The 24,194-nt window shown below is 71.9% G+C and carries 22 protein-coding genes; 7 read left to right on the forward strand and 15 right to left on the reverse strand.

The window, feature by feature from the left end:
* Positions 1-68: 68 nt before the first annotated feature.
* The 11 genes from R2B67_RS03320 to R2B67_RS03370 form a co-directional block, all read right to left on the reverse strand.
* Positions 69-1,172 (reverse strand): polyprenyl synthetase family protein, encoded by a 1,104-nt coding sequence (locus tag R2B67_RS03320; RefSeq protein WP_051104658.1) that lies wholly within the window; start codon positions 1,170-1,172, stop codon positions 69-71.
* Entirely contained in the window at positions 1,169-2,554 is a 1,386-nt protein-coding gene (gene hpnE, locus R2B67_RS03325; RefSeq protein WP_317816364.1) for a hydroxysqualene dehydroxylase HpnE, read from the reverse strand. The genes R2B67_RS03320 and hpnE overlap by 4 nt, the downstream gene beginning before the upstream one ends.
* A gap of 154 nt (positions 2,555-2,708) precedes the next feature.
* Positions 2,709-3,629: a presqualene diphosphate synthase HpnD gene (hpnD, locus tag R2B67_RS03330; protein ID WP_381075104.1), complete on the reverse strand. Its 921-nt coding sequence runs from the start codon at positions 3,627-3,629 to the stop codon at positions 2,709-2,711.
* 29 nt (positions 3,630-3,658) lie between these two features.
* Positions 3,659-4,570 carry a squalene synthase HpnC gene (gene hpnC / locus R2B67_RS03335; RefSeq protein ID WP_317816366.1) on the reverse strand — a complete coding sequence of 304 codons (912 nt, stop codon included), beginning with the start codon at positions 4,568-4,570 and terminating at the stop codon, positions 3,659-3,661.
* A 416-nt stretch (positions 4,571-4,986) separates the two neighbouring features.
* Entirely contained in the window at positions 4,987-5,772 is a 786-nt protein-coding gene (locus R2B67_RS03340; protein WP_018513263.1) for an ABC transporter ATP-binding protein, read from the reverse strand.
* Complete coding sequence (locus tag R2B67_RS03345; RefSeq protein ID WP_018513264.1) at positions 5,765-6,694, reverse strand: ABC transporter permease; 930 nt, start codon at positions 6,692-6,694, stop codon at positions 5,765-5,767. The genes R2B67_RS03340 and R2B67_RS03345 overlap by 8 nt, the downstream gene beginning before the upstream one ends.
* A gap of 101 nt (positions 6,695-6,795) precedes the next feature.
* Positions 6,796-7,668 carry a glycosyltransferase family 2 protein gene (locus tag R2B67_RS03350; RefSeq protein WP_317824770.1) on the reverse strand — a complete coding sequence of 291 codons (873 nt, stop codon included), beginning with the start codon at positions 7,666-7,668 and terminating at the stop codon, positions 6,796-6,798.
* 8 nt (positions 7,669-7,676) lie between these two features.
* Positions 7,677-8,456: a CDP-alcohol phosphatidyltransferase family protein gene (locus R2B67_RS03355; RefSeq protein ID WP_317816367.1), complete on the reverse strand. Its 780-nt coding sequence runs from the start codon at positions 8,454-8,456 to the stop codon at positions 7,677-7,679.
* Entirely contained in the window at positions 8,434-9,495 is a 1,062-nt protein-coding gene (locus R2B67_RS03360) for an iron-containing alcohol dehydrogenase family protein (protein WP_018513267.1), read from the reverse strand. The genes R2B67_RS03355 and R2B67_RS03360 overlap by 23 nt, the downstream gene beginning before the upstream one ends.
* The gene (locus R2B67_RS03365) at positions 9,483-10,220 is read right to left on the reverse strand and encodes a phosphocholine cytidylyltransferase family protein (RefSeq protein WP_317816368.1); all 738 of its coding nucleotides are present in this window, start codon (positions 10,218-10,220) and stop codon (positions 9,483-9,485) included. Before R2B67_RS03365 ends, R2B67_RS03360 begins: the two co-directional genes overlap by 13 nt.
* A complete protein-coding gene (locus R2B67_RS03370; RefSeq protein WP_317816369.1) occupies positions 10,217-11,971 on the reverse strand; it encodes a DUF5941 domain-containing protein in 1,755 nt (584 codons plus the stop codon). The genes R2B67_RS03365 and R2B67_RS03370 overlap by 4 nt, the downstream gene beginning before the upstream one ends.
* 317 nt (positions 11,972-12,288) lie before the next feature.
* On the opposite strand from R2B67_RS03370, the gene galE reads away from it, so the two are divergent.
* From galE to idi, 4 genes are all read left to right on the forward strand, one after another.
* Positions 12,289-13,341, forward strand: coding sequence for a UDP-glucose 4-epimerase GalE (gene galE, locus R2B67_RS03375; protein ID WP_317816370.1), 1,053 nt, complete (start codon positions 12,289-12,291; stop codon positions 13,339-13,341).
* Between the two features lie 161 nt (positions 13,342-13,502).
* Positions 13,503-14,444, forward strand: coding sequence for a cation diffusion facilitator family transporter (locus R2B67_RS03380; protein ID WP_317816371.1), 942 nt, complete (start codon positions 13,503-13,505; stop codon positions 14,442-14,444).
* Positions 14,445-14,687: 243 nt separating this feature from the next.
* Positions 14,688-15,968, forward strand: coding sequence for a GNAT family N-acetyltransferase (locus R2B67_RS03385; protein ID WP_317816372.1), 1,281 nt, complete (start codon positions 14,688-14,690; stop codon positions 15,966-15,968).
* A gap of 148 nt (positions 15,969-16,116) precedes the next feature.
* The gene (gene idi, locus R2B67_RS03390; protein ID WP_026241701.1) at positions 16,117-16,710 is read left to right on the forward strand and encodes an isopentenyl-diphosphate Delta-isomerase; all 594 of its coding nucleotides are present in this window, start codon (positions 16,117-16,119) and stop codon (positions 16,708-16,710) included.
* Between the two features lie 27 nt (positions 16,711-16,737).
* Here idi and R2B67_RS03395 read toward each other — a convergent pair whose 3' ends face one another.
* Both R2B67_RS03395 and R2B67_RS03400 read right to left on the reverse strand, forming a co-directional pair.
* Positions 16,738-17,193 (reverse strand): ATP-binding protein, encoded by a 456-nt coding sequence (locus R2B67_RS03395; RefSeq protein WP_026241702.1) that lies wholly within the window; start codon positions 17,191-17,193, stop codon positions 16,738-16,740.
* Positions 17,194-17,339: 146 nt separating this feature from the next.
* Positions 17,340-18,029, reverse strand: a complete 690-nt coding sequence (locus tag R2B67_RS03400; protein ID WP_317816373.1) for an HdeD family acid-resistance protein — start codon at positions 18,027-18,029, stop codon at positions 17,340-17,342.
* 80 nt (positions 18,030-18,109) lie between these two features.
* Between R2B67_RS03400 and R2B67_RS03405 the strand changes: the two genes are divergently transcribed.
* Entirely contained in the window at positions 18,110-18,874 is a 765-nt protein-coding gene (locus tag R2B67_RS03405; protein ID WP_317816374.1) for an enoyl-CoA hydratase/isomerase family protein, read from the forward strand.
* On the opposite strand, the gene R2B67_RS03410 is transcribed toward R2B67_RS03405, so the two are convergent.
* Together R2B67_RS03410 and R2B67_RS03415 are read right to left on the reverse strand one after the other, a co-directional pair.
* Positions 18,864-19,499, reverse strand: a complete 636-nt coding sequence (locus R2B67_RS03410; RefSeq protein WP_317816376.1) for a DJ-1/PfpI family protein — start codon at positions 19,497-19,499, stop codon at positions 18,864-18,866. The genes R2B67_RS03405 and R2B67_RS03410 overlap by 11 nt on opposite strands.
* An 81-nt stretch (positions 19,500-19,580) precedes the next feature.
* Positions 19,581-20,543 carry a GlxA family transcriptional regulator gene (locus R2B67_RS03415; RefSeq protein WP_455679971.1) on the reverse strand — a complete coding sequence of 321 codons (963 nt, stop codon included), beginning with the start codon at positions 20,541-20,543 and terminating at the stop codon, positions 19,581-19,583.
* A 133-nt stretch (positions 20,544-20,676) separates the two neighbouring features.
* On the opposite strand from R2B67_RS03415, the gene R2B67_RS03420 reads away from it, so the two are divergent.
* Together R2B67_RS03420 and R2B67_RS03425 are read left to right on the forward strand one after the other, a co-directional pair.
* The gene (locus tag R2B67_RS03420) at positions 20,677-21,543 is read left to right on the forward strand and encodes an SCO6745 family protein (protein WP_317816378.1); all 867 of its coding nucleotides are present in this window, start codon (positions 20,677-20,679) and stop codon (positions 21,541-21,543) included.
* A gap of 175 nt (positions 21,544-21,718) precedes the next feature.
* On the forward strand, positions 21,719-24,175 hold the full coding sequence (locus tag R2B67_RS03425) for a Tex family protein (RefSeq protein ID WP_317816379.1): 2,457 nt from the start codon (positions 21,719-21,721) through the stop codon (positions 24,173-24,175).
* The last annotated feature ends 19 nt before the right edge of the window (positions 24,176-24,194 follow it).

A 24,194-nucleotide genomic window follows, 5' to 3' on the forward strand; every position in this document is an offset into this window, starting at 1 on the left:
GGGTCTCCGTCGTGCGGCGCCCTGGTCAGGGCGCCGCACGGCGACTGCGAGTCATATACGGGTGCTGATCACCGCTTCCGCACCACCACGAAATCGGCGAGCGCGGTGAGCTGCGCACGTACCTGATGCGGCATGTCGACGGCGTGCAGCGCCTCGATGGCCACCGTGTGCTGACGACGGGCCTCCTGCGCGGTCCACTCGCGGCCGCCCGCCTCCTCGATGAGCGCCGCGCGGGCGGCGAACTCCTCTTCGGAGAAGCTGTCGAAGTCACTGCTCTTGGCGTCGGCGGCGAGCAGCTCGCCGAGCCGCTCGGAGGCCGGTCCGCCGGCGGCGAGCGCGGCGACGACCGGGAGGGACTTCTTGCGCTGGCGCAGGTCGCTCCAGGTCTGCTTGCCGGTGGCCTCCGGGTCGCCCCAGATGCCGAGCAGGTCGTCGACGGCCTGGAAGGCGAGGCCCAGGTGGTACCCGTACGTCTCCAGGGTGTCGGCGGTGCGGTCGTCGGCGCCGCCGAGCACCGCGCCGATGGAGACCGCGCAGGCCAGCAGGGCGCCGGTCTTGTTGCCCTCCATCTCCAGGCACTCCTCGACGGTGACCCGCTCGCGGTGCTCGTAGGAGATGTCCTGGGCCTGCCCGTCGATGAGCTTGCGGGTGGCCGAGGTCAGCCGGCGGGCCGCGCGGCCCGCCTCGACCGTGCCGAGCTCCAGCAGGACGTCGTAGGCCAGCGCGAAGAGCGCGTCGCCGACCAGGATCGCCTGGGCGGGGCCGTGCACCTTCCATACGGTGTCGCGGTGGCGGCGCTGCTCGTCGCCGTCCATCAGGTCGTCGTGCAGCAGCGAGAAGTTGTGCACAAGTTCGACGGCCACGGCGCCGGGGACGCCCGCCTCGGCGGGGGCGCCCGCCGCTTCGGCCGACAGCAGGGCGAGCGCGGGGCGCACGGCCTTGCCGCCGTCGCCGTCCGAGGGCCGTCCTTCGGCGTCGATCCAGCCGAAGTGGTAGGCCGCGACGGTGTCCATGGGCGGCGCCAGCCGGTCCACGGCAGCCCGCAGGACCGGCGCTGACAGGGCTCGTCCGCGCTCCAGAAGCGCGGTGACGTCCGTGGTCTGGTCCACGGTGTCGGAAGCCGGATTCGCCGGGGTCACTGACTCTCCTCTTGTTCCGGTGGTACTGCTCATGCCGCCTCCTGCAGCGGATGTCCATGGGGGCGGCCGAGGTCGTGGAGGGCCGCGTCGGCGGCCTGGAAGCCGCTGCGCACGGCACCCTCCATCGTCGCGGGCCAGCCGGTGGCGGTCCAGGCACCCGACAGGTGGAGTCCGGGCGCTCGCGTACGGGGGCCGGGGCGCAGCGCGCCGACGCCGGGGGCGGGCGCGAAGGTGGCGGTGCGCTCCCGGGTGACGAAGAAGTCCCGGATGCCCGCGCCGCGTGCGGCGGGCAGGAGCCGCTCCAGCTCGGGCAAATAGCGCTCGCGCAGCTCGGCGACGGGCAGGTCGATCTCGTCCTGGACGGCGGACTGGGAGACCGCCAGATACTGCCCGGGGCCCTTCAGCCCCGAGGAGTGCGTACGGTCGAAGACCCACTGGACCGGGGAGCCGATCGCGGCGAAGAACGGGCGGCGCAGCACCGGGCGGTCGTAGATCACGTGCACGTTGAGGATGGGCGCGTTGTCGATGTCGAGCAGCAGATCCGGCTCGTCCAGGGCGCCCGCGGGCAGCAGGTCGTGGGTCTCGTGCTGCGGTACGGCGAGGACGACGGTGTCGGCGGTGATCCGCTCCCCCGCGCTCTCGACGCTCCAGCGGCCGTCCTCGGTGCGGGTCAGGGACCCCACCTTGGCGCGCAGCTCGGTGCGGACGCCCGCGGTGTCCAGGGCCTTGCGGGCGAGGGTGTCGTGCAGCTCGCCGAGCGGCACGGTGGCCCAGCCGATGTCGGCGGCGCCGGGCTCGGAGAGCAGGCCGGTCTTGAAGACCTTGGCGGCGAGTGCCATGGAGGCGTTCGGCGCGGTGGCGTTGAGGGTGGCGACGCCGACGAGGTCCCAGAGCGCCTCGATGGCGCGCTCGGACTGGCCGTGCCGCTTCAGCCAGGTGGCGAAGTCGATGCGGTCCAGAGCCGGGTCGGCGGGGTCGAGGCGGCCGAGCGCGAGGGCGGCACGGCCGACGTTCGCCTTCTCCGCGAGGGAGAGGTGCGGGTAGGCCGCGAGGCCGCCGGCCAGGTGCAGCGGTACGGGCAGACCGGTGCGGCGGATGCGTCCCAGGCGGGGTCCGGCGGCGCGGCCGACGTCCAGGACGGGTACGTCCAGGCGGTCCTGGAGGGGGGCGAGGTGGGCGGCCTCGATGCGGTCGAGGAACCAGCGGTAGCCGGTGCAGCAGCGCAGGTAGACGTGCTGGCCGTTGTCGACGGTGAGGTCGCCGCGCTGGAAGGAGAAGGCGAGGCCGCCGAGGCGGGGCCGCCCCTCCAGCAGGGTCACCTCCAGCCCGGCGTCCGCGAGGCGGAGGGCCGCCGTGATGCCGGCGAGGCCCCCTCCGACGACGACCGCGACGGGGCGCGGGGTCTCGTCGCTCATGCCTGCCCCTCTCGCCGGGCCGTCTTCGATCGTCGGACCGGCGCCGACGGCCGGACCGTCGCCGATCGCCGGGTCGTCCCGGAAGGAATCGTCGCAGTCGTGGACGCGTGCGGCCACCGGAGGGTTGACCGGGCGCCGGACCCGCCGGAGCGCATCAGGCCCGCCCCCGGGAGGTCAGGCGCGAGATGTGGCGGGCGTCCAGGCCGGAGAGGCCGCGCACCGCGACGTACGCCTTCTCATGGCCGGGGAGGGAGACCCGGCCGCGCAGCACGGCCTCCGGGTCGCGCTCGATCCGGTCCAGGAGACGGCGGTAGATCCCGGCCATGGCGGCGACGCAGGCGCCGCTGCGGCGGTCGAGCATCGGCAGCAGGCGGTACCCCTCGGCGAACAGGGCCCGGGCCCGGCGCACCTCGAAGTGGATGAGGCCCGCGAAGTCGGAGCCGGGCGGCGGGGTGGTCCGGTGGAATCCGGCCGAGCAGCCGAACTTGGCCAGATCGTCGGCGGGTAGGTAGGTGCGCCCGTTGCCGGCGTCCTCGCGGACGTCGCGCAGGATGTTGGTGAGCTGGAGGGCGAGGCCGAGGGTGTCGGCGTACTCGGAGGCCCGCTCGGAACCGGATGCGCCCGGTTCCGTACCGAAGACGCCGAGGCTGAGGCGTCCGATGGCACCGGCGACACAGCGGCAGTAGGTCTTCAGGTCGTCCCAGGTCTCGTACGTGGCGCCGCGGACGTCCATCAGGACGCCGTCGATCAGCTCGTCGAGGCCCTCCAGCGGGAGCGGGAAGCGCTGGGCGGCGTCGGCGAGGGCGACGGCCACCGGGTCGGTGTCGTCCTCCTCCACCTTGCCGTGCCGGATCCGGTCGAGCAGTTCGCGGGTGCTCTCCAGCCGGGTCCGCTTGGTCCCCGGGTCCAGCTCGCCGTCGCCGATGTCGTCGACGCGACGGGAGAAGGCGTACAGCGCCGACATGGCCTGCCGCTTCTCGTACGGCAGCAGCCTGATGCCGTAGGCGAAGTTCCGGGCCTGCTGTCCGGTGACGGCCTCGCAGTAACTGTATGCGGCCTGCACCGGCGGCGACATGTACGTCGTCTGTCCCTCCACGGTCCAGCTCACCTCTCTCTACGCGCTCTTCGCAGGACGACTGCGGCTTCGCGCAGCATGCTGGGCTTGGTGGGCTTGGGTGGCCCTGGCAGTACGTCGAATCCGGCGGCCGAGATCGCGGTGAGGGCGGAGCGCCCGCCGCCGACGAATCCGGCGAGGAGGAGCCGCAGTCTGCCGTCGACGCTGCCCACCAGGGGGATGCCGTCACTCAGCAGCTCGCTCGCGCGCTGTGCTTCGTACGCGATCAGGGCGCGGACCGAGGCACCCGCGGACGGCCGGGCCAGGTCGGCCTCGGTGACCCGGAAGCGGTCCATGTCCTCGGCGGGCAGATAGATCCGGTCGCGGGCGAGGTCCTCGGCCACGTCCTGGAGGTGCTCGACGATCTGGAGCGCGGTGCAGACCGCGTCGGAGAGGCGTACGCGCTCCGGGCTCGTGGTGCCGGTGAGGGCGAGGACCAGGCGGCCGACCGGGTTGGCGGAGAGCTCGCAGTAGGCGGCGAGCTCTCCGTAGGTGGCGTAGCGGCGGACCTTCTGGTCCTGCCGGTTGGCCTCGATCAGGCCGAGGAAGGGTTCGGGGGTGAGCGCGCGGCGCCGCACGGTGGGGCGCAGGGCGCGCAGCAGGGGGTGGTGTGGCTCCTGGCCGGTGGTGGCGAAGACCCGGTGCAGGTCCGTCTCGAAGGCATCGAGCATGGCGAGCCGGTCGTCGCTCTGCTCCGGCTCCAGGCCCAGGTGGCGGGCGTCGGCTCCGCCGGGGGCGAGGTCGCCGTCGCCGATGTCGTCGACGAGCCGGGCGTAGCCGTAGACCGCCATCAGGTCGTCGCGCCAGGCGCGGGGCAGGAAGAAGGGGGCCACGGGGAAGTTCTCGTCCGCGGCCTTGCCGAGCGTGGCGTCGCCGGTGCGCGCCTCGGGGGTGGAGGTCACTGCGGACCGCCCGGCGCGGGGACGGCGGAACCACGTCGGAGCTGGAGATTTTCCGTCATTGCCGTCACATCTCCCGTTCTACACTGCTGACCCAAAACATCCCTTTTCGGACACGCCGCTCGTTCTTCCGAGTGCACTGCGGCACAGCGGGCGGAGCGCCGGGGGCGTATCGCCCCACTTGCCATGAATCAGCACCGCTACAGCTTACGTTGTACAGCTCACAGGGGTGCGCCGGGGTGAGGCGCCCCGGGCGCGGACACCGCACCACGCGTCAACCTTGCTCGTACGCAGGTGGATTGACGTCATCCGCCGGGAGGAGATCACCCCCGGCTCCCTACTGCGGGTGGCCTCCCCGGACCCGTACAGCGCTGTGGCCCCCACCGGAGCGGTCCGGCGGAGGCCACATGGCTGGGAAACTACTTGCCCGTCTCGCGTTCGTACGCCTTGAGGACTTCCTCGGTGGGGCCGTCCATCAGGAGTTCGCCCTTCTCCAGCCAGAGCGCCCGGTCGCAGGTGTCCCTGATCGACTTGTTGTTGTGGCTGACCAGGAAAACGGTGCCCGCCTCCTTGCGGAGTTCACGGATCCGCGCCTCGGAGCGGACCCGGAACTTGTGGTCACCGGTGGCCAGCGCCTCGTCGATCATGAGGACGTCGTGGTTCTTGGCGGCGGCGATGGAGAAGCGCAGGCGCGCCGCCATGCCGGAGGAGTACGTCCGCATCGGCAGGGTGATGAAGTCACCCTTCTCGTTGATGCCGGAGAAGTCCACGATCTCGTCGTAGCGCTCGCGGATCTCGGCCTGGCTCATGCCCATGGCCAGTCCGCCCAGCACCACGTTGCGCTCGCCGGTGAGGTCGCTCATCAGCGCCGCGTTGACGCCGAGCAGCGAGGGCTGGCCGTCGGTGTAGACGCGACCGGACTCGGTCGGCAGCAGGCCGGCGATGGCCCGCAGCAGCGTCGACTTCCCGGAGCCGTTGGTGCCGATGAGGCCGATGGCCTCGCCGCGGTAGGCGGTGAAGGAGACGCCGCGTACGGCGTGCACCTTCCGCATCCCGCGCGGCTCGCCCTTGCCGCGGCGCATCATGCGGCTCAGCGCGGCGGTGGCGCTGCCCCGGCCGCCGCCGGTGCCGTTGACGCGGTAGACGATGTGGACATCGTCGGCGATGACCGTGGGAATCCGTCCCTGCGTGTTGTCCTCAGCCACGGCCGTACCGTTCCTCTGCCTTCCAGAAGTACACGAATCCCACGACGCCCAGCAGGACGGCCCAGGCCAGGCCGGCGGCCCAGACGTGGTCCGGCAGGTTCTCGGAGCCGTAGCCGTCGATCAGGGCGAAGCGGACCAGGTCCATGTAGATGGCCGCCGGGTTGTACTGGAGCACGTCGGCGATCCAGGCCGGCTTGTCCTTGAGCATCACCGGGATGGAGAACATGACACCCGAGGCGTACATCCAGGTCCGGGTGATGAACGGCATCAGCTGCGCGAGATCGGGGGTCTTGGAGCCGAGCCGGGCCATGACGAGGGCGAGGCCGGTGTTGAAGAAGAACTGGAGGATCAGGGCGGGGATCACCAGGAGCCACGACAGCGACGGGTAACTGCCGAAGATGATGGCGACCGCGACCAGCACGATCATCGAGAACAACAGTTGCTGGAGCTGCTGGAGCGAGAAGGAGATGGGGAGCGAGGCCCGGGGGAAGTGGAGGGCCCGGACCAGTCCGAGGTTGCCGGAGATCGACCGGACGCCCGCCATCACCGAGCTCTGGGTGAAGGTGAAGACGAAGACGCCGGTGACCAGGAACGGCACGAAGACGTCGTGCGGGATGCCCTCCCTGGTCCCCAGGATCAGTCCGAAGATCAGGTAATAGACAGCGGCGTTCAGGAGTGGGGTGACCACCTGCCACAGCTGGCCCAGTTTGGCCTGGCTGTACTGAGCGGTCAGCTTCGCCCGGGAGAAGGCCAGGATGAAGTGGCGCCGGCCCCAGAGCTGTCGCAGGTAGGCGAGCAGCCCCGGCCGGGCGCCGCTCACGGTCAGGCCGTACTTCGCGGCCAGCTGGGCCGCGCCGAGGCCCTCGTCGGCGGACGGCGGGGCCCCGAGGGCCACCCCACCGTCGTGGGTCGTGTCACTCACAAGTTGAAACTCTCGTCTTCACGCGCAGCCAGTCGCGGGCGCGGCTCAGGCGGACAGGTCCCGGAAAGAAAATACGCCTCATGCTCTCAGAGGAAAGCTTCTCAGATGACCGGAGGTCGTCCCAGCCGCGTCAGCCGCCACACCGTACGCCACTTCATCGGGCGGCGCGGTCCGCAGGGGGTCGCCCAGCCTTCCCGGAAGCCGCCGAACCACGCCTTCAGCGCGGGCGGCGGCGGGCGCCTGACCAGGGTCAGCAGCAGCCAGACCCCGAGATAGAGGGGGACCAGCGGGGCGGGCAGGTTGCGGCGGGCCAGCCAGACCCGGTTGCGGGCCACCATGCGGTGGTGGACCGCGTGCCGGGAGGGGGCCGTGGTGGGGTGGTGGAGCACCAGGTCCGCGCGGTAGTCGATCATCCAGCCCGCGTCGAGCGCCCGCCAGGCGAGGTCCGTCTCCTCATGGGCGTAGAAGAACTGCTCCGGCAGCGGGCCGGCCTCGGCGAGGACCCGGGTGCGTACGGCGTTGGCGCCGCCGAGGAAGGTCGTCACGCGGGAGGAGCGCGTCGGGTCGGCCGCCCGGAGCCGGGGCACGTGGCGGCGCTGGGTCGCGCCCGTGTCCGGGTCGGTGATCCGGAAGGTGATGATGCCGAGTTTCGGGTCCGCCGCGAACGCCTGCCGGCAGAGTTCGGCGGTGTCCCGGCCCGGGAGCAGCCCGTCGTCGTCGAGGAAGAGCAGGGCGTCGACGTCCGCGCCGGACGGGCCGAACGCCTCGATGCCGACGTTGCGGCCGCCGGGGATGCCGATGTTCTCCGGTAGCTCCACCGTCCGTACACCGGCCGGTACGGACCCCACCGGGGCTCCGTTGCCGACCACCACGACCTCGATCCGGTCACCCTCCTGCGCGATGACCGAATCGAGGAGGGCGCGGAGCTCGTCGGGGCGATCGCCCATGGTGATGATCACCGCGCCCAGTTTCATGGGTGAGGTCACTTCAGCCTGCTGGACGCCAGGACGGAGACCAGGTGCAGCAGGGTCTGGAGGAGTGCGATGCCGGCCAGGACGGCGGTGGCCAGACGGGTGTAGAAGAGGTCGCCGCCGATCGTGTCCAGGATCGCCACCAGCAGGATCAGCAGCGAGGCCTCGATGCCGAGGATCAGCCGGTGGAACTTGAGCGCCCCGGCCGCCCGGCGGGCCAGCGCCATCCCGGAGGAGCGCGGCTCGGAGGCCGCCTCCTTCACCGGCGGCAGCCCGCCCTGGTGGCGGGCGACGCCGACCAGGTCCGTCTCGGCCTTGATCATGATCGCGCCGAGCGCGGCGAGCGTCCCCAGGAACGCCCAGAGCCAGTCGATCCGGCCCTCGCCCCAGAGGTCGGCGGCGCGCAGGCCGAGGCCGACGAGCACCGCCGCGTCGCACAGGTAGGCGGCGACCCGGTCCAGGTAGACGCCGCTGAGCGAGTACTGCTTCTTCCAGCGGGCCAGCTCCCCGTCCACGCAGTCGAAGAGCAGGTAGAGCTGGACCATCAGCACGCCGAGCAGGGCGCCGGGTATACCGGGCACCAGCAGGGCGGGGGCGGCCAGGACCCCGGCCAGCGTCATGACGTACGTGACCTGGTTCGGGGTGACCTTGGTGTTCACCAGATAGCGGTCCACCCGCAGGGAGACCTCCCGCATGTACATGCGGCCGGCCCAGTGCTCGCCGCTGCGCCGGTCCTTCACCCCCGGAGGGTGCACGACCGGGCGGAGTTCAGCTACTGATGGTCGAGGCATAGTCGGCGTACGCGTCCCTGATCTGGTCGGTGGACAGGCTGAGGTGTTCCAGGACGGTGAAGCGTCCCGGGCGGGTCTGCGGCGCGTAGTCGACGGCCCGGACGAACTCGTCGACGGTGAACCCGATCTCCTCGGGCAGCACCGGCAGACCGTGGCGGCGCAGGGTCGATGCCATCAGGAGGGCCTCCTGGCGGGCACCGCGCAGATGCATGGCGAAGCAGGCGCCGAGGCCGACCTGCTCGCCGTGGCTGGCCGCACGCTGGGGGTACAGCAGGTCGAAGGCGTGGTTGATCTCGTGGCAGGCGCCGGAGGCGGGACGGGAGTCGCCCGCGACCGACATCGAGATGCCCGTCAGCACGAGCCCCTCGGCCAGCACCTTGAGGAAGGCGTCGTCGCCGACCCCGCCGGGGTGGCGCAGCACGGCCTCGCCGGCCTGGCGGGCCATGGCGGCCGCGAGACCGTCTATCTCCTCGTCGTTGACCTCGTGGGCCAGCTCCCAGTCGGCGACGCAGGAGATGTTCGAGACCGCGTCACCGATGCCGGAACGGACGTACCGGGCGGGCGCCTCACGGATCACGTCGAGGTCGATGACCACGGCGATCGGGGTGGGGACCCCGTAGGAACCGCGTCCGTTGTCGTTGTCCAGGGTGGCGACCGGGGAGCACAGGCCGTCGTGCGAGAGGTTCGTCGCGACGGCGACCATGGGCAGCCCGACCCGCGCCGCGGCGTACTTCGCCACGTCGATGATCTTGCCGCCGCCGAGGCCGACGACCGCGTCGTACCGGGTGCCCTTGATCCCGTCGGCGAGCTTCACCGCGGAGTCGATCGTGCCGTCGGCGACGGCGTACCAGTCGGCACCCGGCAGGACCGGGGCGAGCCTCTCCCGCAGGGCGCGCCCGGAGCCGTCGCTGATCGCGATGGCGAGCTTGCCCGAGGAGGAGATCCGCTGATCGGCCAGGAGACCCGCCAGATCGTCCATGGCGCCGCGCCGGATGTCGACGACGACCGGGGACGGAATGAGCCGGGTCAGTACTGGCACGCGATCTCCCGGCCCTTCTTGAGGTCGTCGTGGTTGTCGATCTCGACCCAGGTCACGGTGCCGATGGGGGCGACGTCGACGGTGAAGCCGCGGTTGACGAGCTCCTGGTAGCCGTCCTCGTAGTAGAGGTCGGGGTCGCGCTCGAAGGTGGTCTTCAGGGCGTCCGCGAGCTCCTCGGCGGCCTCGGCCTCGATGAGGGTGACGCCGATGTACTCACCGGTGGCGGTGGCCGGGTCCATCAGCTTGGTGATGCGCTGGACGCCCTTGCCCTCCTCGGTGATGACCTTCATCTCCTCGTCGGCCAGGCTCTTCTCGGTGTCCAGGGCGAGGATGATCTTCTGACCCTTGCCCCGGGCGTCCAGGAGGGTCTTCTCGACGGAGACCGGGTGCACGGTGTCCCCGTTGGCGAGGATCACACCTCGCTTGAGGACGTCACGGGCGCACCACAGGGAGTAGGCGTTGTTCCACTCCTCGGCCTTGTCGTTGTCGATGAGCGTGAGCGTGACGCCGTACGTCGCCTCCAGCTCGGCCTTGCGGGCGTAGACGGCCTCCTTGCGGTAGCCGACGACGATCGCGACCTCGGTGAGTCCGACCTCGGCGAAGTTGGCGAGCGTGAGGTCGAGGACCGTCTTGTCGCCGTCCACCGGGACGAGCGCCTTGGGGAGCGTGTCCGTGTACGGGCGCAGACGTCGTCCAGCACCGGCTGCCAGTACGAGGCCGATCATGCGAGTTCTCCTTCGTCGTGTACGGCGGGGGCCGAGGAGGACACCCAGAAGCGGATGGACTCCACGAGCACCACCAGAGCCACGGCCACCGCGAGGGCGGTGAGAGCCGTGGTGAAACCTGAGGTGTGGGTGAGGGAGGCGGCGAGGACGGCCACCAGCGCGGTGCGGCCCTCGTGTCCCCCGATCGTCCGCACCAGCCACTGGGGCGGCGCGCCGGTGCCTCCGCGGATGCGGTACACCGTGTCGTAGTGATGGTAGGCGACGGCCGAGACGAGCCCGAAGGCCGCCGGAACGGCGTGCGGGACGTCGCTGCGGGCCGCGAGCACGAGGATCGTGACGTACTCCGCGACCCGGAAGAACGGCGGCACCAGCCAGTCGAGCGCCCGTCTGAGCGGGCGGGCCACGGCGAAGCCGGAGAGCACGACGTAGACCGCCGCGGCGACGACGGTGAGCCAGCTGCCGTACGGGAGGAAGAGCGCGGCGCCGACCATCACGAGGGTGCCGATGAGGGCGGCGGCCGGGGCCGTCAGCGCTCTCTTCGGACCGTGGACGAGCGAGGCGACGGCCTGGGCGAGGGGGCCGGAGTCGGCGAGGTCCGCCAGTGCCCGTGCCGCGCGCTCGGTACGTCGGGCCTTGCGGGTCACCGAGCGCAGGAGGCGCCCCACCAGGGTGTAGGTGGCGGCCAGGGCGCAGCCGATGAGCAGGGCGTAGAAGACGGTGCGGGGGGTGGTGAGCGCGGTGAGCACGGCGATCATGGCCCAGCGTTCGCCGATCGGCAGAACGATTATCCGCCGCACCCACACCGTCCAGCCGACGTTGTCGAGCGCGTCGGAGAGGGCGGCGGTGGGGCTGGTGTTGGCGACCGAGTCGTGGTTGGCCTCGTTGAACGAGAAGTCCACGATATGGCGGCAGGCCTGGAGGACCATCGCGCCGAGCGCCAGGACCCATACGTCGTCCCCGCCGCGGGCGGCCCCGATGGCGAGCCCGGCGTAGTAGGCGTACTCCTTGGCCCGGTCGAACGTGGCGTCCAGCCAGGCGCCCATCGTCGAGTACTGGAGCGAGTAGCGGGCGAGCTGCCCGTCGGTGCAGTCCAGGACGAAGGAGACCAGGAGCAGGATACCGGCGGCGATGTAGCCGCCCCGGGTGCCGGTCGCCGCGCTGCCCGCCGCGATGAGCGCGGTGATCAGGGAGGCGGTGGTGACCTGGTTCGGGGTGAGGCCCCGGCGGGCGCACCAGCGGGCGATGTAGCGGGAGTAGGGGCTGATGCAGAAGGTGGTGAAGAACCCGTCGCGGGACTTGACCGCGTTGCGCAGCCGTACCGCCTCGTCGTCGACCGCGACGAGCCCGGCCACGGCCGCGGCCTCCTGATCGCGGTCGGTGGGTACGGCCGCGACGAGCGAGCCGAGGGCGGGGCGCTGTACGGCGATGCCCTCGGCCTCCAGCTCGACGGCGATGCGGCCGGGGACGGTGGGGTCCCCGGGTGCCGGGCCGGTGTCCGGGTCGACGGCGGGGGCGCCCGCGCCGACCGCGGCCGTGGTGCGCTCCAGCGCGCGCACCAGGGCCGGGCGGGCCTGGGGCTGGGCGGTGAGGGCACCGGTGACGGTGGCGGCGGGGAAGCGCGGGTCGGTCAGCCCGAGCCGCAGCGCGTGGAGGTGGCCCAGGAAGCGGGGGTCGACGAGGGCGACGCGGTGGTCGGCCGGGACGTCGGCGAGGAGTGCGGCGGCGTCACCGGCGTCGGCGGCACTCACCACGTCGAAGCCCAGGGCCCTCAGATCGTCCGCGAGCGACGACCCGGGTACCGGCGTACCGGTGAGGATGGCGGTCGACAGACGAACTCACTCCTTGGCACTGACGGTGGACGACACTCGGCAGCACGGCCACGAGGCGGGCCGGCGGCGTGTCGGCTGAGGCTATCGGATGAACGGACGACCGGGTTCACCACCCGTTCGCGCGCCGTTCGGGTGCACGGGATGGTCCGGGCTCCGTCTTCGATCATCATCATCGATCGGTGGCCCGGCCCACAAACCGCCGGTCGGACCGGGTGAGCCGGGCGCCTAGGCTGACGGCCATGACATGGCTGATCACAGGCGGAGCGGGATACATCGGGGCACATGTGGCGCGGGCCATGGTGGCGGCGGGAGAGCGGGTCGTGGTGCTCGACGACCGCTCCAGCGGCATCGTGGACCGGCTGCCGGAGGCCGTCACCCTGGTGGAGGGCTCGGCCGGGGACCGGGAGCTGCTGGACCGGGTGCTCGGCGAGCAAGCGGTGAGCGGTGTGGTGCATCTCGCGGCGAAGAAGCAGGTCGGCGAGTCCGTCGAGAAGCCCCTGCTGTACTACCGGGAGAACATCGCCGGGCTGACCGTGCTGCTGGAGGCCGTGGTCGCGGCGGGCGTGCGGCGCTTCCTCTTCTCGTCCTCGGCGGCCGTCTACGGCGTACCGGACGTGGACCTCATCACCGAGGAGACGCCCTGCCTGCCGATCAACCCGTACGGGGAGACCAAGCTCGCCGGGGAGTGGCTCGTGCGGGCGACGGGCAAGGCCCACGGGATCTCCACCGCCTGCCTGCGCTACTTCAACGTGGCGGGCTCGGCCGGGCCGGAGCTGGCGGACACCGGGGTGTTCAACATCGTCCCGATGGTCTTCGACCGGCTGACGCGCGGTGAGGCGCCCCGGATCTTCGGCGACGACTACCCCACGCCCGACGGCACGTGCATCCGTGACTACATCCACGTCGCCGACCTGGCCGACGCCCACCTCGCCGTGGCGCGGAAGCTGGGGGTGCGCGAGGGCGGCGATCTGACGCTGAACGTCGGCCGGGGCGAGGGCGTGTCGGTACGGGAGCTGATCGACGTGATCCGCGAGGTGTCCGGGCACCCGGTGGAGCCGGTGGTGGAGCCGCGCCGCCCAGGAGACGCGGCGAAGGCGGTGGCCTCGGACGCCCGGATGGTGCGGGAGCTGGGGTGGACGGCCCGCCGGGACGTCCGCTCGATGGTGGAGTCGGCCTGGGAGGGGTGGTGCCTGCGCCATCCCGAGGCGCGTACCGGTGCGCGGGGCGGACGCGAGGCCCGGGGCGGACGTGAGGCCCTGGGCGGACGTGAGGCCCTGGGCGGACGTCCGTAAACGATCTCGTCAGCGCTCTGACCTGCGGAACGTTTCCGCAGGTCAGAGCATATGACAACGGTGTTCAGTGCCGTGTTGCCCGATACCCCCCACCCGTAGTTCACTGGCGTCGTCGGGCGGTTTCGCCGGGCGCTGTCGCACGGACACGGGAGGCGTTTCGCATGGGGGCTGGCCACGATCACGGGCACACACACGGCGGGCCGCCCCCGACGGGCACGGCGTCCGCCGCGTACCGGGGCAGGCTCCGGGTGGCCTTGGGGATCACCCTGAGCGTGATGGTCATGGAGATCGTCGGCGGGGTGCTCTCCGACTCGCTGGCCCTGATCGCGGACGCCGCCCACATGGCCACCGACGCCCTGGGGCTCGGGATGGCGCTGCTCGCCATCCACTTCGCCAACCGGCCCGCCGGTCCGAACCGCACCTTCGGCTTCGCCCGCGCCGAGATCCTGGCGGCGCTCGCCAACTGCCTGCTGCTGCTGGGCGTCGGCGGCTTCCTGATCTTCGAGGCGGTCGACCGGTTCATCACGCCGGCCGAGACCAAGGGCGGCCTCGCCATCGCGTTCGCCACCGTCGGCCTGGTCGCCAATGTCGTCTCCCTCTCTCTGCTGATGCGCGGGCAGAAGGAGAGCCTCAATGTGCGCGGCGCCTATCTGGAGGTGCTGGCGGACACCCTGGGCTCGCTCGCCGTGATCGTCTCGGCGGGCATCATCATGGCGACCGGCTGGCAGGCCGCCGACCCGATCGCCTCCCTGGTGATCGGCCTGATGATCGTCCCCCGGACGGTGAAGCTGCTGCGGGAGACCCTGAACGTGCTGCTGGAGGCGGCGCCCAAGGGTGTGGACATGGCGGAGGTACGGGCCCACATCACGGCCCTGCCCGGCGTCCTGGGCGTCCACGACCTGCACGCCTGGACGATCACCTCGGGGATGCCGGTGCTCTCCGCGCACGTGGTGGTGCGCCAGGAGATGCTCGACTCGATAGGGCACGAGAAGGTGCTGCACGAGTTGCAGGGCTGCCTCGGGGACCACTTCGACGTGGAGCACTGCACCTTCCAGCTGGAGCCGAGCGGGCACGCGGAGCACGAGGCACATCTGTGCCACTGAGCACCACGGGGCGGTGCGTGACGGCGGTGTAGGGTTGTCAGCGTTGTTTCGCTGAGACGTTCGAGTCTCAGCGGTGGACGGCCCGGGTGGACCGGGACCCTTTCGAGAGGAGCTGAGGTTGATGACGGTCGCGACGACGCCTTCCCGGCGTAGCAATCGTTCTTCCCTCATCTCCCGGGTTTCCGGCTAGGTCCACCTCTTCTCGGATCGGGTCGGAGCCCTGACACCCAAAGGGTTCCCACGTTGACCGACCACATCGACGACGCCTCGCGCACCGAGGCCTTCTTCACCCTGCACCACCGTCTCCCCCGGCAGAGCCCCGGCTCCGACGCCACCACGCGTCGGCTGCTGGCTCTGGCCGGCCCTCTCCCCGACCGTCCGCGCGTCCTCGACCTGGGCTGCGGCCCCGGCCGTGCCGCCCTGCTGCTCGCCGCCGAGGCGGGCGCCGAGGTGACCGCGGTCGACCTGCACCGGCCGTTCCTGGACGAGCTGGACGAGGCGGCGAAGGCGCGCGGCCTGGGCGACCGTATCCGTACGGTCCGGGCCGACATGGGCGACCTCACCGGCCCGGACTTCGCGCCGGGCTCCTTCGACCTGATCTGGGCGGAGGGGTCGGCGTACTGCATCGGCTTCGCCACCGCCGTACGGGAGTGGCAGCGGCTGCTCGCCCCGGGCGGCGCGATGGTGATCTCCGAGTGCGTCTGGACCACCGACGCGCCCTCGGCCGGGGCGCGCGACTTCTGGGACCGCAACGGCTCCCTGCGCACCCTGCCGGAGACCACCGCGGCAGCAGTCACCGCGGGCTGCACGGTCTCGGCGGTACTGCTCCAGCCCGACAGCGACTGGGACACGTACTACGTCCCGCTCGCCGAGCGCGTGGAGAGCGCCGACCCGACAGCTCCCGGTATGTCTCCCGGCATGGAGTGGGCGCTCGCGGCGACCCGTGAGGAGCTGGCGGTACGGCGTGCGTACGGCGCGGAGTACGGCTACGCCGCGTACGTGCTGCGCCCGGCCGACCCACGCTGGACCACCCGGCCGGAGACGGCGGCGGACCGGGAGGCCGTGCACGCGGTCAACTCGGCCGCCTTCCCGACCCGGGACGAGGCCGACCTCGTGGACGCCCTGCGCGCCGACGCCGAGGCCTGGCTGCCGGAGCTGTCGTACGTCGCCGAGGCACCGGACGGTTCCGTGGCGGCGTACGCCCTGCTGACCCGGTGCCGGATCGGGGACGCTCCGGCGCTCGCGCTGGCCCCGGTCGCCACCTCCCCCGCCCATCAGCGCCAGGGTGCCGGGCAGGCCGTGGTGCGGGCGGCGCTCGACGCGGCCCGGGTGCGCGGAGAAGCGCTGGTGGTGGTGCTCGGTGATCCGGACTACTACGCGCGCTTCGGTTGCGTACCCGCTTCCCGGTACGGGATCCGGCCCGGATTCGAGGTGCCGGACGAGGCGATGATGGCGCTGGTCCTGGACGATTCCGTTCCGGTTCCGGTGGGCATGATCCGCTATCCGGCGGCCTTCGGGGTCTGACACGCCCGTCCGCCCCGCCGCGCTCCCAGGGCGCGGCGGGGCGGACATGCCCGGAACCGAAGTACGGACAAGCGGCTTTTGTACGGCAGACTTGGCCGGACTCGAGGGGTCCGGCGCACGAGGCCGGGGACCACAGACAAGGATGGGTATGCCGACCACACCAGCCACCGCGACGCACAGCTCGTCGAACGGAACCGCAGAAGCGATCATGCTCGAACTGGTCGACGAGAACGGCACCACCATCGGCACCGCGGAGAAGCTGGCGGCCCACCAGGCCCCCGGGCAGCTGCACCGCGCGTTCTCCGTCTTCCTCTTCGACGAGCAGGGACGGCTGCTGCTCCAGCGCAGGGCGCTCGGCAAGTACCACTCCCCCGGCGTCTGGTCGAACACCTGCTGCGGCCACCCCTACCCGGGCGAGGCCCCCTTCGCGGCGGCCGCCCGGCGTACGTACGAGGAGCTGGGGATCGCGCCCTCGCTCCTGGCCGAGGCGGGCACGGTCCGCTACAACCACCCGGACCCGGCCTCGGGCCTGGTGGAGCAGGAGTTCAACCACCTGTTCGTGGGGATGGCGCAGGAGGCGCTGAAGCCGGACCCGGAGGAGGTCGGCGAGACCGCCTTCGTGACGGCGGCGGAGCTGGCGGAGCGGCATGCGCGGGCGCCGTTCTCGGCATGGTTCATGACGGTGCTGGACGCGGCGCGTCCGGCGATCCGTGAGCTGACGGGTCCCTCCGCGGGCTGGTGACGCTCGCGCGGATCTCGTACGGGGCGGTCAGAGCTGCGTCTTCAACGGCAGCGCCGCCCAGATGATCTTGCCGCCGCTCGCGGTGTGCTCCACGTCGCAGGTCCCGCCCGCCTCCGCGGTGACCACCTTGACCAGCAGGAGCCCTCGGCCGCCCGTCTGCGCGTAGTCCGTCTCCAGGGCGGTGGGCCGGTAGGGGTGGCTGTCCTCGACGGAGACTCTGACCCAGTCGGCACCGATGGCCACCTCGACCGCCAGCTCGGGCGAGAGCAGCGCCGCGTGCTTGACGGCGTTGGTGACCAGCTCCGAGACGATCAGCAGCAGCCCTTGGAGGATGTCGTCCTCGATCGGCACGCCCTGGCGGCCGAGGAGGTCGCGTACGGCACGCCGGGCCTGGGGCACGGACACGTCCACGGCGGGGGCGGTGAAGCGCCACACCCCCTCGTACGACACGGGTTCGGCAGGGGCACTCCCGAGGCTCTCCATCGTCCGGCACCAGCTCTCACTCGCACTGCACTGACCGTCGAGTAAAGAGTGTTGGGAATGGCTTGGTCCATACCGTGCCACTGATCGGAAGTAGCTGTGTATCGGCGCTATTTGACCGAAGGTGTGTGAAGGTGCCAGGTGGCGGACTACTTCTGCCCGTCTCCCGGGGCCTTGGGCGGACTGTCCGTAGCCGGGCCGGGTCGATCGAGCCGATCTTCCAGCTGCTCCGAGACCATGCTGACGATGCGCCGGCCGCCGACGCCGATGGCGATGAGGCCGAGGCCGTCGAAGAGCAGGGCCAGCGAGAAGAAGACCCCGAGGACGTACAGGCTGCTGTGCGGCCAGTCGAACAGCACCAGCAGGCCGAGGAGCAGCCCGAAGGCGCCTTGCAGCAGCGTCCATCCCATCTGCGGACCGCGCACGACGACGCTGCCGACCAGCCGGAACACCCCGCCCGTCAGGAAGAGCAGCGCGGCGAACATGGTCAGCGCCTCGGCGGTGCCCTCCGGGTGGCGGATCACCACGACACCTGCGGCGAGGTTCAGGGCGGCGACCACGACGCCCAGCCAGAAGTAGTTGGTGCCGCGCGACTGGATCGCGTGCGCCAGGGCGACGACACCGCCGATCAGCAGCAGCCAGCCGAAGAGCAGCATCGAGGTGAGGGTGGCGACACCGGTGTAGATCAGGCCGACGATCCCCGCGATCACCAGCAGCGTGCCGAGGAGGGCGAGCCAGCTGAAGCTGCGGCTGAGCTTTCTGCCCTCGGCGGTGGGTCCGTGCTTCCCGCCCTGGGTGCCGGGTCCGTGCTTCTTGCCCTCGGCGGTGGGTCCGTTCATCGACAGCTCCTCACGGTGCGTGTCCGCTTCGCGACCCCTTCTTGATCATAGGTTCGAACCCTGCGGATAGCATCCGGCGCATGGACCGTACGGAACCCCAGCTCCTCTGCTCCGTCGACGGCGGCATCGCCACCGTCGTGATCAGCCACCCCGCCAAGCGCAACGCCATGACCGCCGGGATGTGGCGGAGCCTGCCGGAGCTGCTGGAGCGGCTGGCCGCCGACCCGGCGGTCCGGGTGCTGGTGCTGACGGGCGCCGGTGACACCTTCTGCGCCGGGGCGGACATCTCCACGCTGCGCGAGAGCGCCGGGGACGCCCAGGCGCTGGCGGTGGCGGCCGAGGAGGCGCTGGCCGCGTTCCCCCGGCCGACGCTCGCCGCGGTGCGCGGCTACTGCGTGGGCGGCGGCAGCCAGCTCGCGGCCGCCTGCGATCTGCGGTTCGCCCAGGAGGGGGCCCTGTTCGGCGTCACCCCGGCCAAGCTCGGCATCGTCTACCCGTCCTCCTCCACCCGGCGGCTGGTCGGCCTGGTCGGCCCGGCCACGGCAAAGCATCTGCTCTTCTCCGGCGAGCTGATCGGCACGGAGAGGGCCCTGCGCACCGGGCTGGTGGACGAGGTGCTGCCGGCCGGCGGACTGGACGAGCGGGTGGCGGCGTACGCGGGGGTGCTGGCCTCGCGCTCCCAGCTGACGCAGGCGGCGGCGAAGGAGTTCGCGGCGGGGCGGCAGGACCGGGACGGGTACTGGGCCGGTCAGGCGCAGGGCAGCGGCGACACCGCGGAGGGGGTCGCCGCCTTCCTGGAGCGGCGCGCGCCGCACTTCACGTACACGACGGGCCCTAGCGCATGATGTGGCGGCTCCGGGCCCGCCACTCCTCGACCAGGGCAGCCGGGGCCTTCTCGGGGGACCCGCAGTCGTAGGGCGGCTGCGGGTCGTACTCGGTGAGCAGCTGCACCGAGCGCGCCGCGTCGTCACCCGCGATCCGACCGAGCAGGGTGAGGCCCATGTCGATGCCGGAGGAGACGCCGGCGGCGGTGACGTACTTGCCGTCGAACACCACCCGCTCCCCCGTCGGCTCGGCACCGAACTCCTTCAGCGCCTCCAGCGCCAGCCAGTGCGAGGTGGCCCGCCTGCCCTTGAGGACTCCGGCCGCCGCGAGCAGCAGGGAGCCGGTGCAGACGGAGGTCGTCCAGGTGGTGGTGGCGTCCACCGCGCGCAGCCAGCCGAGCAGGGTGGCGTTCTCCATCTGGTCGCTCTGCCCCGGACCGCCGGGCACGATCACCAGATCGGGTGACGGGACCTCGGCGAGGGTCCGGTGGGCGACGAGCTGGAGGCTGCCGCTGTCGTTGGCCACGGGGCCGGTCGCTTCGGCGACGAAGACGACCTCGGCGCCGGGGGCGCGGCTGAGGATCTCGTACGGTCCCACCGCGTCCAGGGCGGTGAAGCGGTCGAAGAGGGTGACGGCGATCTGCACGGGGCTGCCTTTCGGTGGACGGGGCGGGTCAGGTGGTTTCGGTGGAGGGCACGGGTCCGGTGGTTTCGGTGGAGGGGGGGCTCAGGTGGTGGAGATCGGTGTGCGGAAGCGGCGGCGGTACTCCGCCGGGGCGGTGGCGAGGGCTTTGACGAAGGCGCGGCGCATGGCTTCCGGCGTGCCGTAGCCGCTGGCACGGGCGACCTGTTCGACGGAGTCGGAGGTGTCCTCCAGGAGCCTGCGGGCGTGCTCCAGCCGTACGCGGTCGACGTAGCGCCCCGGTGTCGTACCGGTCTCCGCCCGGAACGCACGGGCGAAGTGCCGGGGCGAGAGTCGGGCGCGGGCCGCGAGGGCGTCCACGGCGAGATCCGCGTCCGGGTTCCGGGTGATCCAGTGCTGGACCTCGCGCAGCGGTTCGCGCCGGGCGGTCTGGGCGCTGAGCTGGGCGCTGAACTGGGCCTGGTTGCCGGGGCGGCGGAGGAAGACCACGAGGTGGCGGGCGATGGTCAGGGCGAGGTCCCGGCCGTGGTCCTCCTCGACGAGCGCGAGGGCCAGGTCGATGCCGGCGGTGACGCCCGCCGAGGTGGCCAGCCGCCCGTCCCGTACGAAGATCGGGTCGGGGTCGACGTGGACGTCGGGGAAATCGCGGGCGAGCTCGGCGCAGTAGTTCCAGTGGGTCGTCACCCGGTGGCCGTCCAGGAAGCCCGCCTCGGCCAGCAGCAGGGCGCCGGTGCACACGGAGACCAGCCGCTCCGCCTGCCCGGCGTGCGCCCGCAGCCAGGCGGTCAGCTCCGGGTGGGAGTCCCGGGTGCCGTGTCCGCCGGGGACCAGCAGGGTGTGCGGTACGGGGGCCTCGGCGAGGCTGCTGTCGGGGACCAGGGTCAGTCCGCTGCTCGTGCGGACGGGGCCGCCGTCGAGGGAGGCGGTCCGCAGGTCGTAGGAGACACCGGGTGCGCGGGAGGCCCCGGCGAAGACCTCCATCGGGCCGGTCGCGTCGAGGCTCTGGACGCCGTCGAAGAGGACGACGAGCACGGTTCGCTGGGTCACGCCTGTCATCCTGGGCGGCGGGCGGTGATGGCCACAATGACGAATACCCCACCTTTTCTGCCATCACGCCGTTCCCGGCGCTGAACCGCTCCCCGCACTTCACGGCGTACCGACCAGTCGGTAACGTGCGGGTATGAGTACTCTTCCGGCCCGCGCGGAACGCCGCTGTCACAACGCGGTCAACCCGCTGCACTCGTGCCTCTTCTTCTCCCCCGACCTGGGCGCCGAGCTGGGCAAGCTCGGCTTCGACGACCCGAGCGCCGTCTACTTCGCCACCCGGGCCGCCGCGTTCGGGCCCGTGGGGGCGGGCACCGTCTCGGCGACCTTCTACAACTTCAACCCGGCCCTGGTGGCTGAGCACGTGCCCGCGGTCTGGTCCGTGGCCTCGCCCGAGCAGGTGCTGGGGGCCCGGCTGCGGGCTGCGGACTCGACGCTGCGGCGGCTGCTCGGCGAGGAGATCATCGCCTCCGACGAGATGGCGGAGGCGGCCCGGCTGGCGCTGCGCGCCACCGAGGCCTGCACCCCGCACGCCCGCCCGCTCTACGCGGCCCACGCGGAGCTGCCGGTGCCCGACGAGCCGCACCTGGCCTTCTGGCACGCCGCGACCCTGCTGCGCGAGCACCGCGGCGACGCCCACCTCGCCGCGCTGCTGGCCGCCGGTCTGGATCCGGTGGAGTCGCTCGTCAGCCACACCGCGACCGGCAAGGGCATGGCGATCCGCTGGATCCTGTCCTCGCGCGGCTGGCGCCGCACCGACTGGGAGGCGGCGTCCGGCCGGCTGCGGGAGCGCGGGCTGCTGGCGGCGGGCGAGGAGCTGGCGCTGACCGACGCGGGGACGGCGCTGCGCGCGGAGGTGGAGGAGGCGACGGACCGGATGGACCGGGCCCCGTACGAACACCTGGGCGCCGAAGGCGTGGAGCGGCTCACCGAGCTGGGGCGCGGCTTCCTCTTCACGGCTGCCGCGAACGGCGCCTTCCCGGCCGAGGCGACCGGGCGCTGATCCACGCGGCCGGCCCGGGGCTCCCGTACGCGGTGCGGGGGCTTCCGGGCGTGTTCCCCGAGGTCATGCGACACGGCCCCCGGCCACCCGGCACAATGCAGCTCTGGGGGTCCGATCCGACCGAGAGGGCCCTGTCAACTGCACAGCCAGTACGAGAAGGCGAGTCGGGAAAACCGTGACGACGTCCATCGAAGGCAGGATCGCCGAGGAGCTCGGCGTACGTGAGCGACAGGTCAGGGCGGCCGTCGAGCTGCTCGACGGCGGTTCCACCGTGCCGTTCATCGCGCGCTACCGCAAGGAGGCGACCGAATCGCTCGACGACGCGCAGCTGCGCACGCTGGAGGAGCGGCTGCGGTATCTGCGGGAGCTGGAGGAGCGGCGTACGTCGATCCTCGAATCCGTACGCGAACAGGGCAAGCTCGACGCCGCGCTGGAGGCCGCGATCCGGGGTGCCGAGACCAAGGCGCGCTTGGAGGACATCTACCTGCCGTTCAAGCCGAAGCGGCGGACGAAGGCGCAGATCGCCCGGGAGGCGGGGCTCGAACCGCTGGCGGACGGCCTACTCGCCGACCCGTCGGCCGATCCCCTCGTCGCCGCTGCCGCGTTCGTGGACGGCGACAAGGGCGTGGCGGACGCGGCGGCCGCTCTGGAGGGCGCGCGTTCCATCCTCACCGAGCGGTTCTCCGAGGACGCCGACCTGACGGGTGAGCTGCGCGAGCGCATGTGGAGCCGGGGCCGGCTGGCGGCGAAGGTGCGTGAGGGCCAGGAGGAGGCGGGCGCCAAGTTCGCCGACTACTTCGACTTCGCGGAGCCGTTCACCGCACTGCCCTCGCACCGGGTGCTCGCGATGCTGCGCGGCGAGAAGGAGAACGTGCTCGACCTGGTCCTGGAGCCGGAGGCGCCGGAGGCGGCGGAGAAGCCGGGCCCGTCCACGTACGAGAACATGATCGCTCGCCGCTTCGAGATCGCCGACCGGGGCCGCCCGGGCGACAAGTGGCTCGCGGACACCGTGCGTTGGGCGTGGCGTACCCGGATCCAGGTGCACCTCGGCATCGATCTGCGCCTGCGGCTGCGCACGGCGGCGGAGGACGAGGCGGTACGGGTCTTCGCCTCCAACCTGCGCGATCTGCTGCTCGCCGCCCCGGCCGGGACGCGGGCCACGCTGGGCCTGGACCCCGGTTTCCGTACGGGGGTGAAGGTCGCGGTCGTCGACGCGACCGGCAAGGTGGTGGCCACCGATGTGATCCACCCGCATGTGCCCGCCAACAAGTGGGACCAGGCGCTGGCCAAGCTCGCGCACCTGGCGAAGGAGCACGCGGTCGACCTGATCGCGATCGGCAACGGCACGGCGTCCCGTGAGACGGACAAGCTCGCCGGTGAACTGATCGACAAGCACCCGGAGTTGAAGCTCACCAAGGTGATGGTCTCGGAGGCGGGCGCCTCGGTGTACTCCGCCTCCGCCTTCGCCTCGCAGGAACTCCCGGACATGGACGTGTCGTTGCGCGGCGCGGTGTCGATCGCGCGGCGGCTCCAGGACCCGCTGGCCGAGCTGGTGAAGATCGACCCGAAGTCGATCGGCGTCGGCCAGTACCAGCACGACCTGTCCGAGGTGAAGCTCTCGCGTTCGCTGGACGCGGTCGTCGAGGACTGTGTGAACGGCGTCGGTGTGGACGTCAACACCGCCTCCGCGCCGCTGCTTTCGCGGGTCTCGGGGATCAGCTCGGGGCTCGCCGAGAACATCGTGACGCACCGCGACACCAACGGCCCGTTCCGTTCCCGCAAGGCACTCAAGGACGTGGCGCGGCTCGGCCCGAAGGCGTACGAGCAGTGTGCGGGCTTCCTGCGGATCCGGGGTGGCGACGACCCGCTGGACGCCTCCAGCGTGCACCCGGAGGCGTACCCCGTGGTGCGGGCGATGGGGAAGAGCGCGGGCGGCGAGGTCGCTTCGCTGATCGGCAACGCGGAGGCGCTGCGGTCGCTGCGCGCGGCGGACTTCGTGGACGACATGTTCGGTCTGCCGACCGTGACGGACATCCTGAAGGAGCTGGAGAAGCCGGGGCGCGACCCCCGGCCCGCGTTCCGTACGGCGACCTTCAAGGAGGGCGTCGAGAAGCTCGGCGACCTGGAGCCCGGCATGGTGCTGGAGGGCGTCGTGACGAACGTCGCGGCGTTCGGCGCGTTCGTGGACATCGGTGTCCACCAGGACGGTCTGGTGCATGTGTCGGCGCTGTCGAAGACGTTCGTGAAGGACCCGCGCGATGTCGTGAAGCCCGGGGACATCGTGAAGGTCAAGGTCATGGACGTCGACGCGCAGCGCAAGCGGATCTCGCTGACGCTGCGGCTGGACGACGAGCCGGGCGCGGGCGGCGGGCAGGGGCGCGGTGAGGGCCGCGGTGAGCGGGGCGCCCGTCCGCCGAAGCAGCGGCAGGGGCAGGGCGGTCAGGGGTCCGGTGGCGGGCAGGGCGGTGGCCAGGGCCGTCAGGGCGGCGGCCGGGACCGGCGCGGCGGCTCCGGCGGCGGTGGCTCTCGGCAGGGCCAGGGCGCTCCGGCTCCGGCGAACAGCGCGATGGCCGATGCACTGCGGCGGGCCGGGCTGACATCCGACCCGAAGCAGGGCGGCCGGGGGCGCTGAGCCCCGAAGGCGGTGGGGG

Source organism: Streptomyces cyaneofuscatus (assembly GCF_033109485.1).
GTDB lineage: Bacteria > Actinomycetota > Actinomycetes > Streptomycetales > Streptomycetaceae > Streptomyces > Streptomyces cyaneofuscatus.

Excerpts from the sequence above, each read along its gene's own strand:
- R2B67_RS03380 (WP_317816371.1), top strand. The coding sequence starts at position 13,503 with ATGGGGGCTGGCCACGATCACGGGCACACACACGGCGGGCCGCCCCCG.
- R2B67_RS03365 (WP_317816368.1), bottom strand. The coding sequence starts at position 10,220 with ATGATCGGCCTCGTACTGGCAGCCGGTGCTGGACGACGTCTGCGCCCG.
- idi (WP_026241701.1), top strand. The coding sequence starts at position 16,117 with ATGCCGACCACACCAGCCACCGCGACGCACAGCTCGTCGAACGGAACC.
- R2B67_RS03350 (WP_317824770.1), bottom strand. The coding sequence starts at position 7,668 with ATGAAACTGGGCGCGGTGATCATCACCATGGGCGATCGCCCCGACGAG.
- R2B67_RS03405 (WP_317816374.1), top strand. The coding sequence starts at position 18,110 with ATGGACCGTACGGAACCCCAGCTCCTCTGCTCCGTCGACGGCGGCATC.
- R2B67_RS03355 (WP_317816367.1), bottom strand. The coding sequence starts at position 8,456 with ATGCCTCGACCATCAGTAGCTGAACTCCGCCCGGTCGTGCACCCTCCG.
- R2B67_RS03320 (WP_051104658.1), bottom strand. The coding sequence starts at position 1,172 with ATGAGCAGTACCACCGGAACAAGAGGAGAGTCAGTGACCCCGGCGAAT.
- galE (WP_317816370.1), top strand. The coding sequence starts at position 12,289 with ATGACATGGCTGATCACAGGCGGAGCGGGATACATCGGGGCACATGTG.
- R2B67_RS03400 (WP_317816373.1), bottom strand. The coding sequence starts at position 18,029 with ATGAACGGACCCACCGCCGAGGGCAAGAAGCACGGACCCGGCACCCAG.
- hpnE (WP_317816364.1), bottom strand. The coding sequence starts at position 2,554 with ATGAGCGACGAGACCCCGCGCCCCGTCGCGGTCGTCGTCGGAGGGGGC.
- R2B67_RS03420 (WP_317816378.1), top strand. The coding sequence starts at position 20,677 with ATGAGTACTCTTCCGGCCCGCGCGGAACGCCGCTGTCACAACGCGGTC.
- hpnD (WP_381075104.1), bottom strand. The coding sequence starts at position 3,629 with ATGTCGCCGCCGGTGCAGGCCGCATACAGTTACTGCGAGGCCGTCACC.
- R2B67_RS03395 (WP_026241702.1), bottom strand. The coding sequence starts at position 17,193 with ATGGAGAGCCTCGGGAGTGCCCCTGCCGAACCCGTGTCGTACGAGGGG.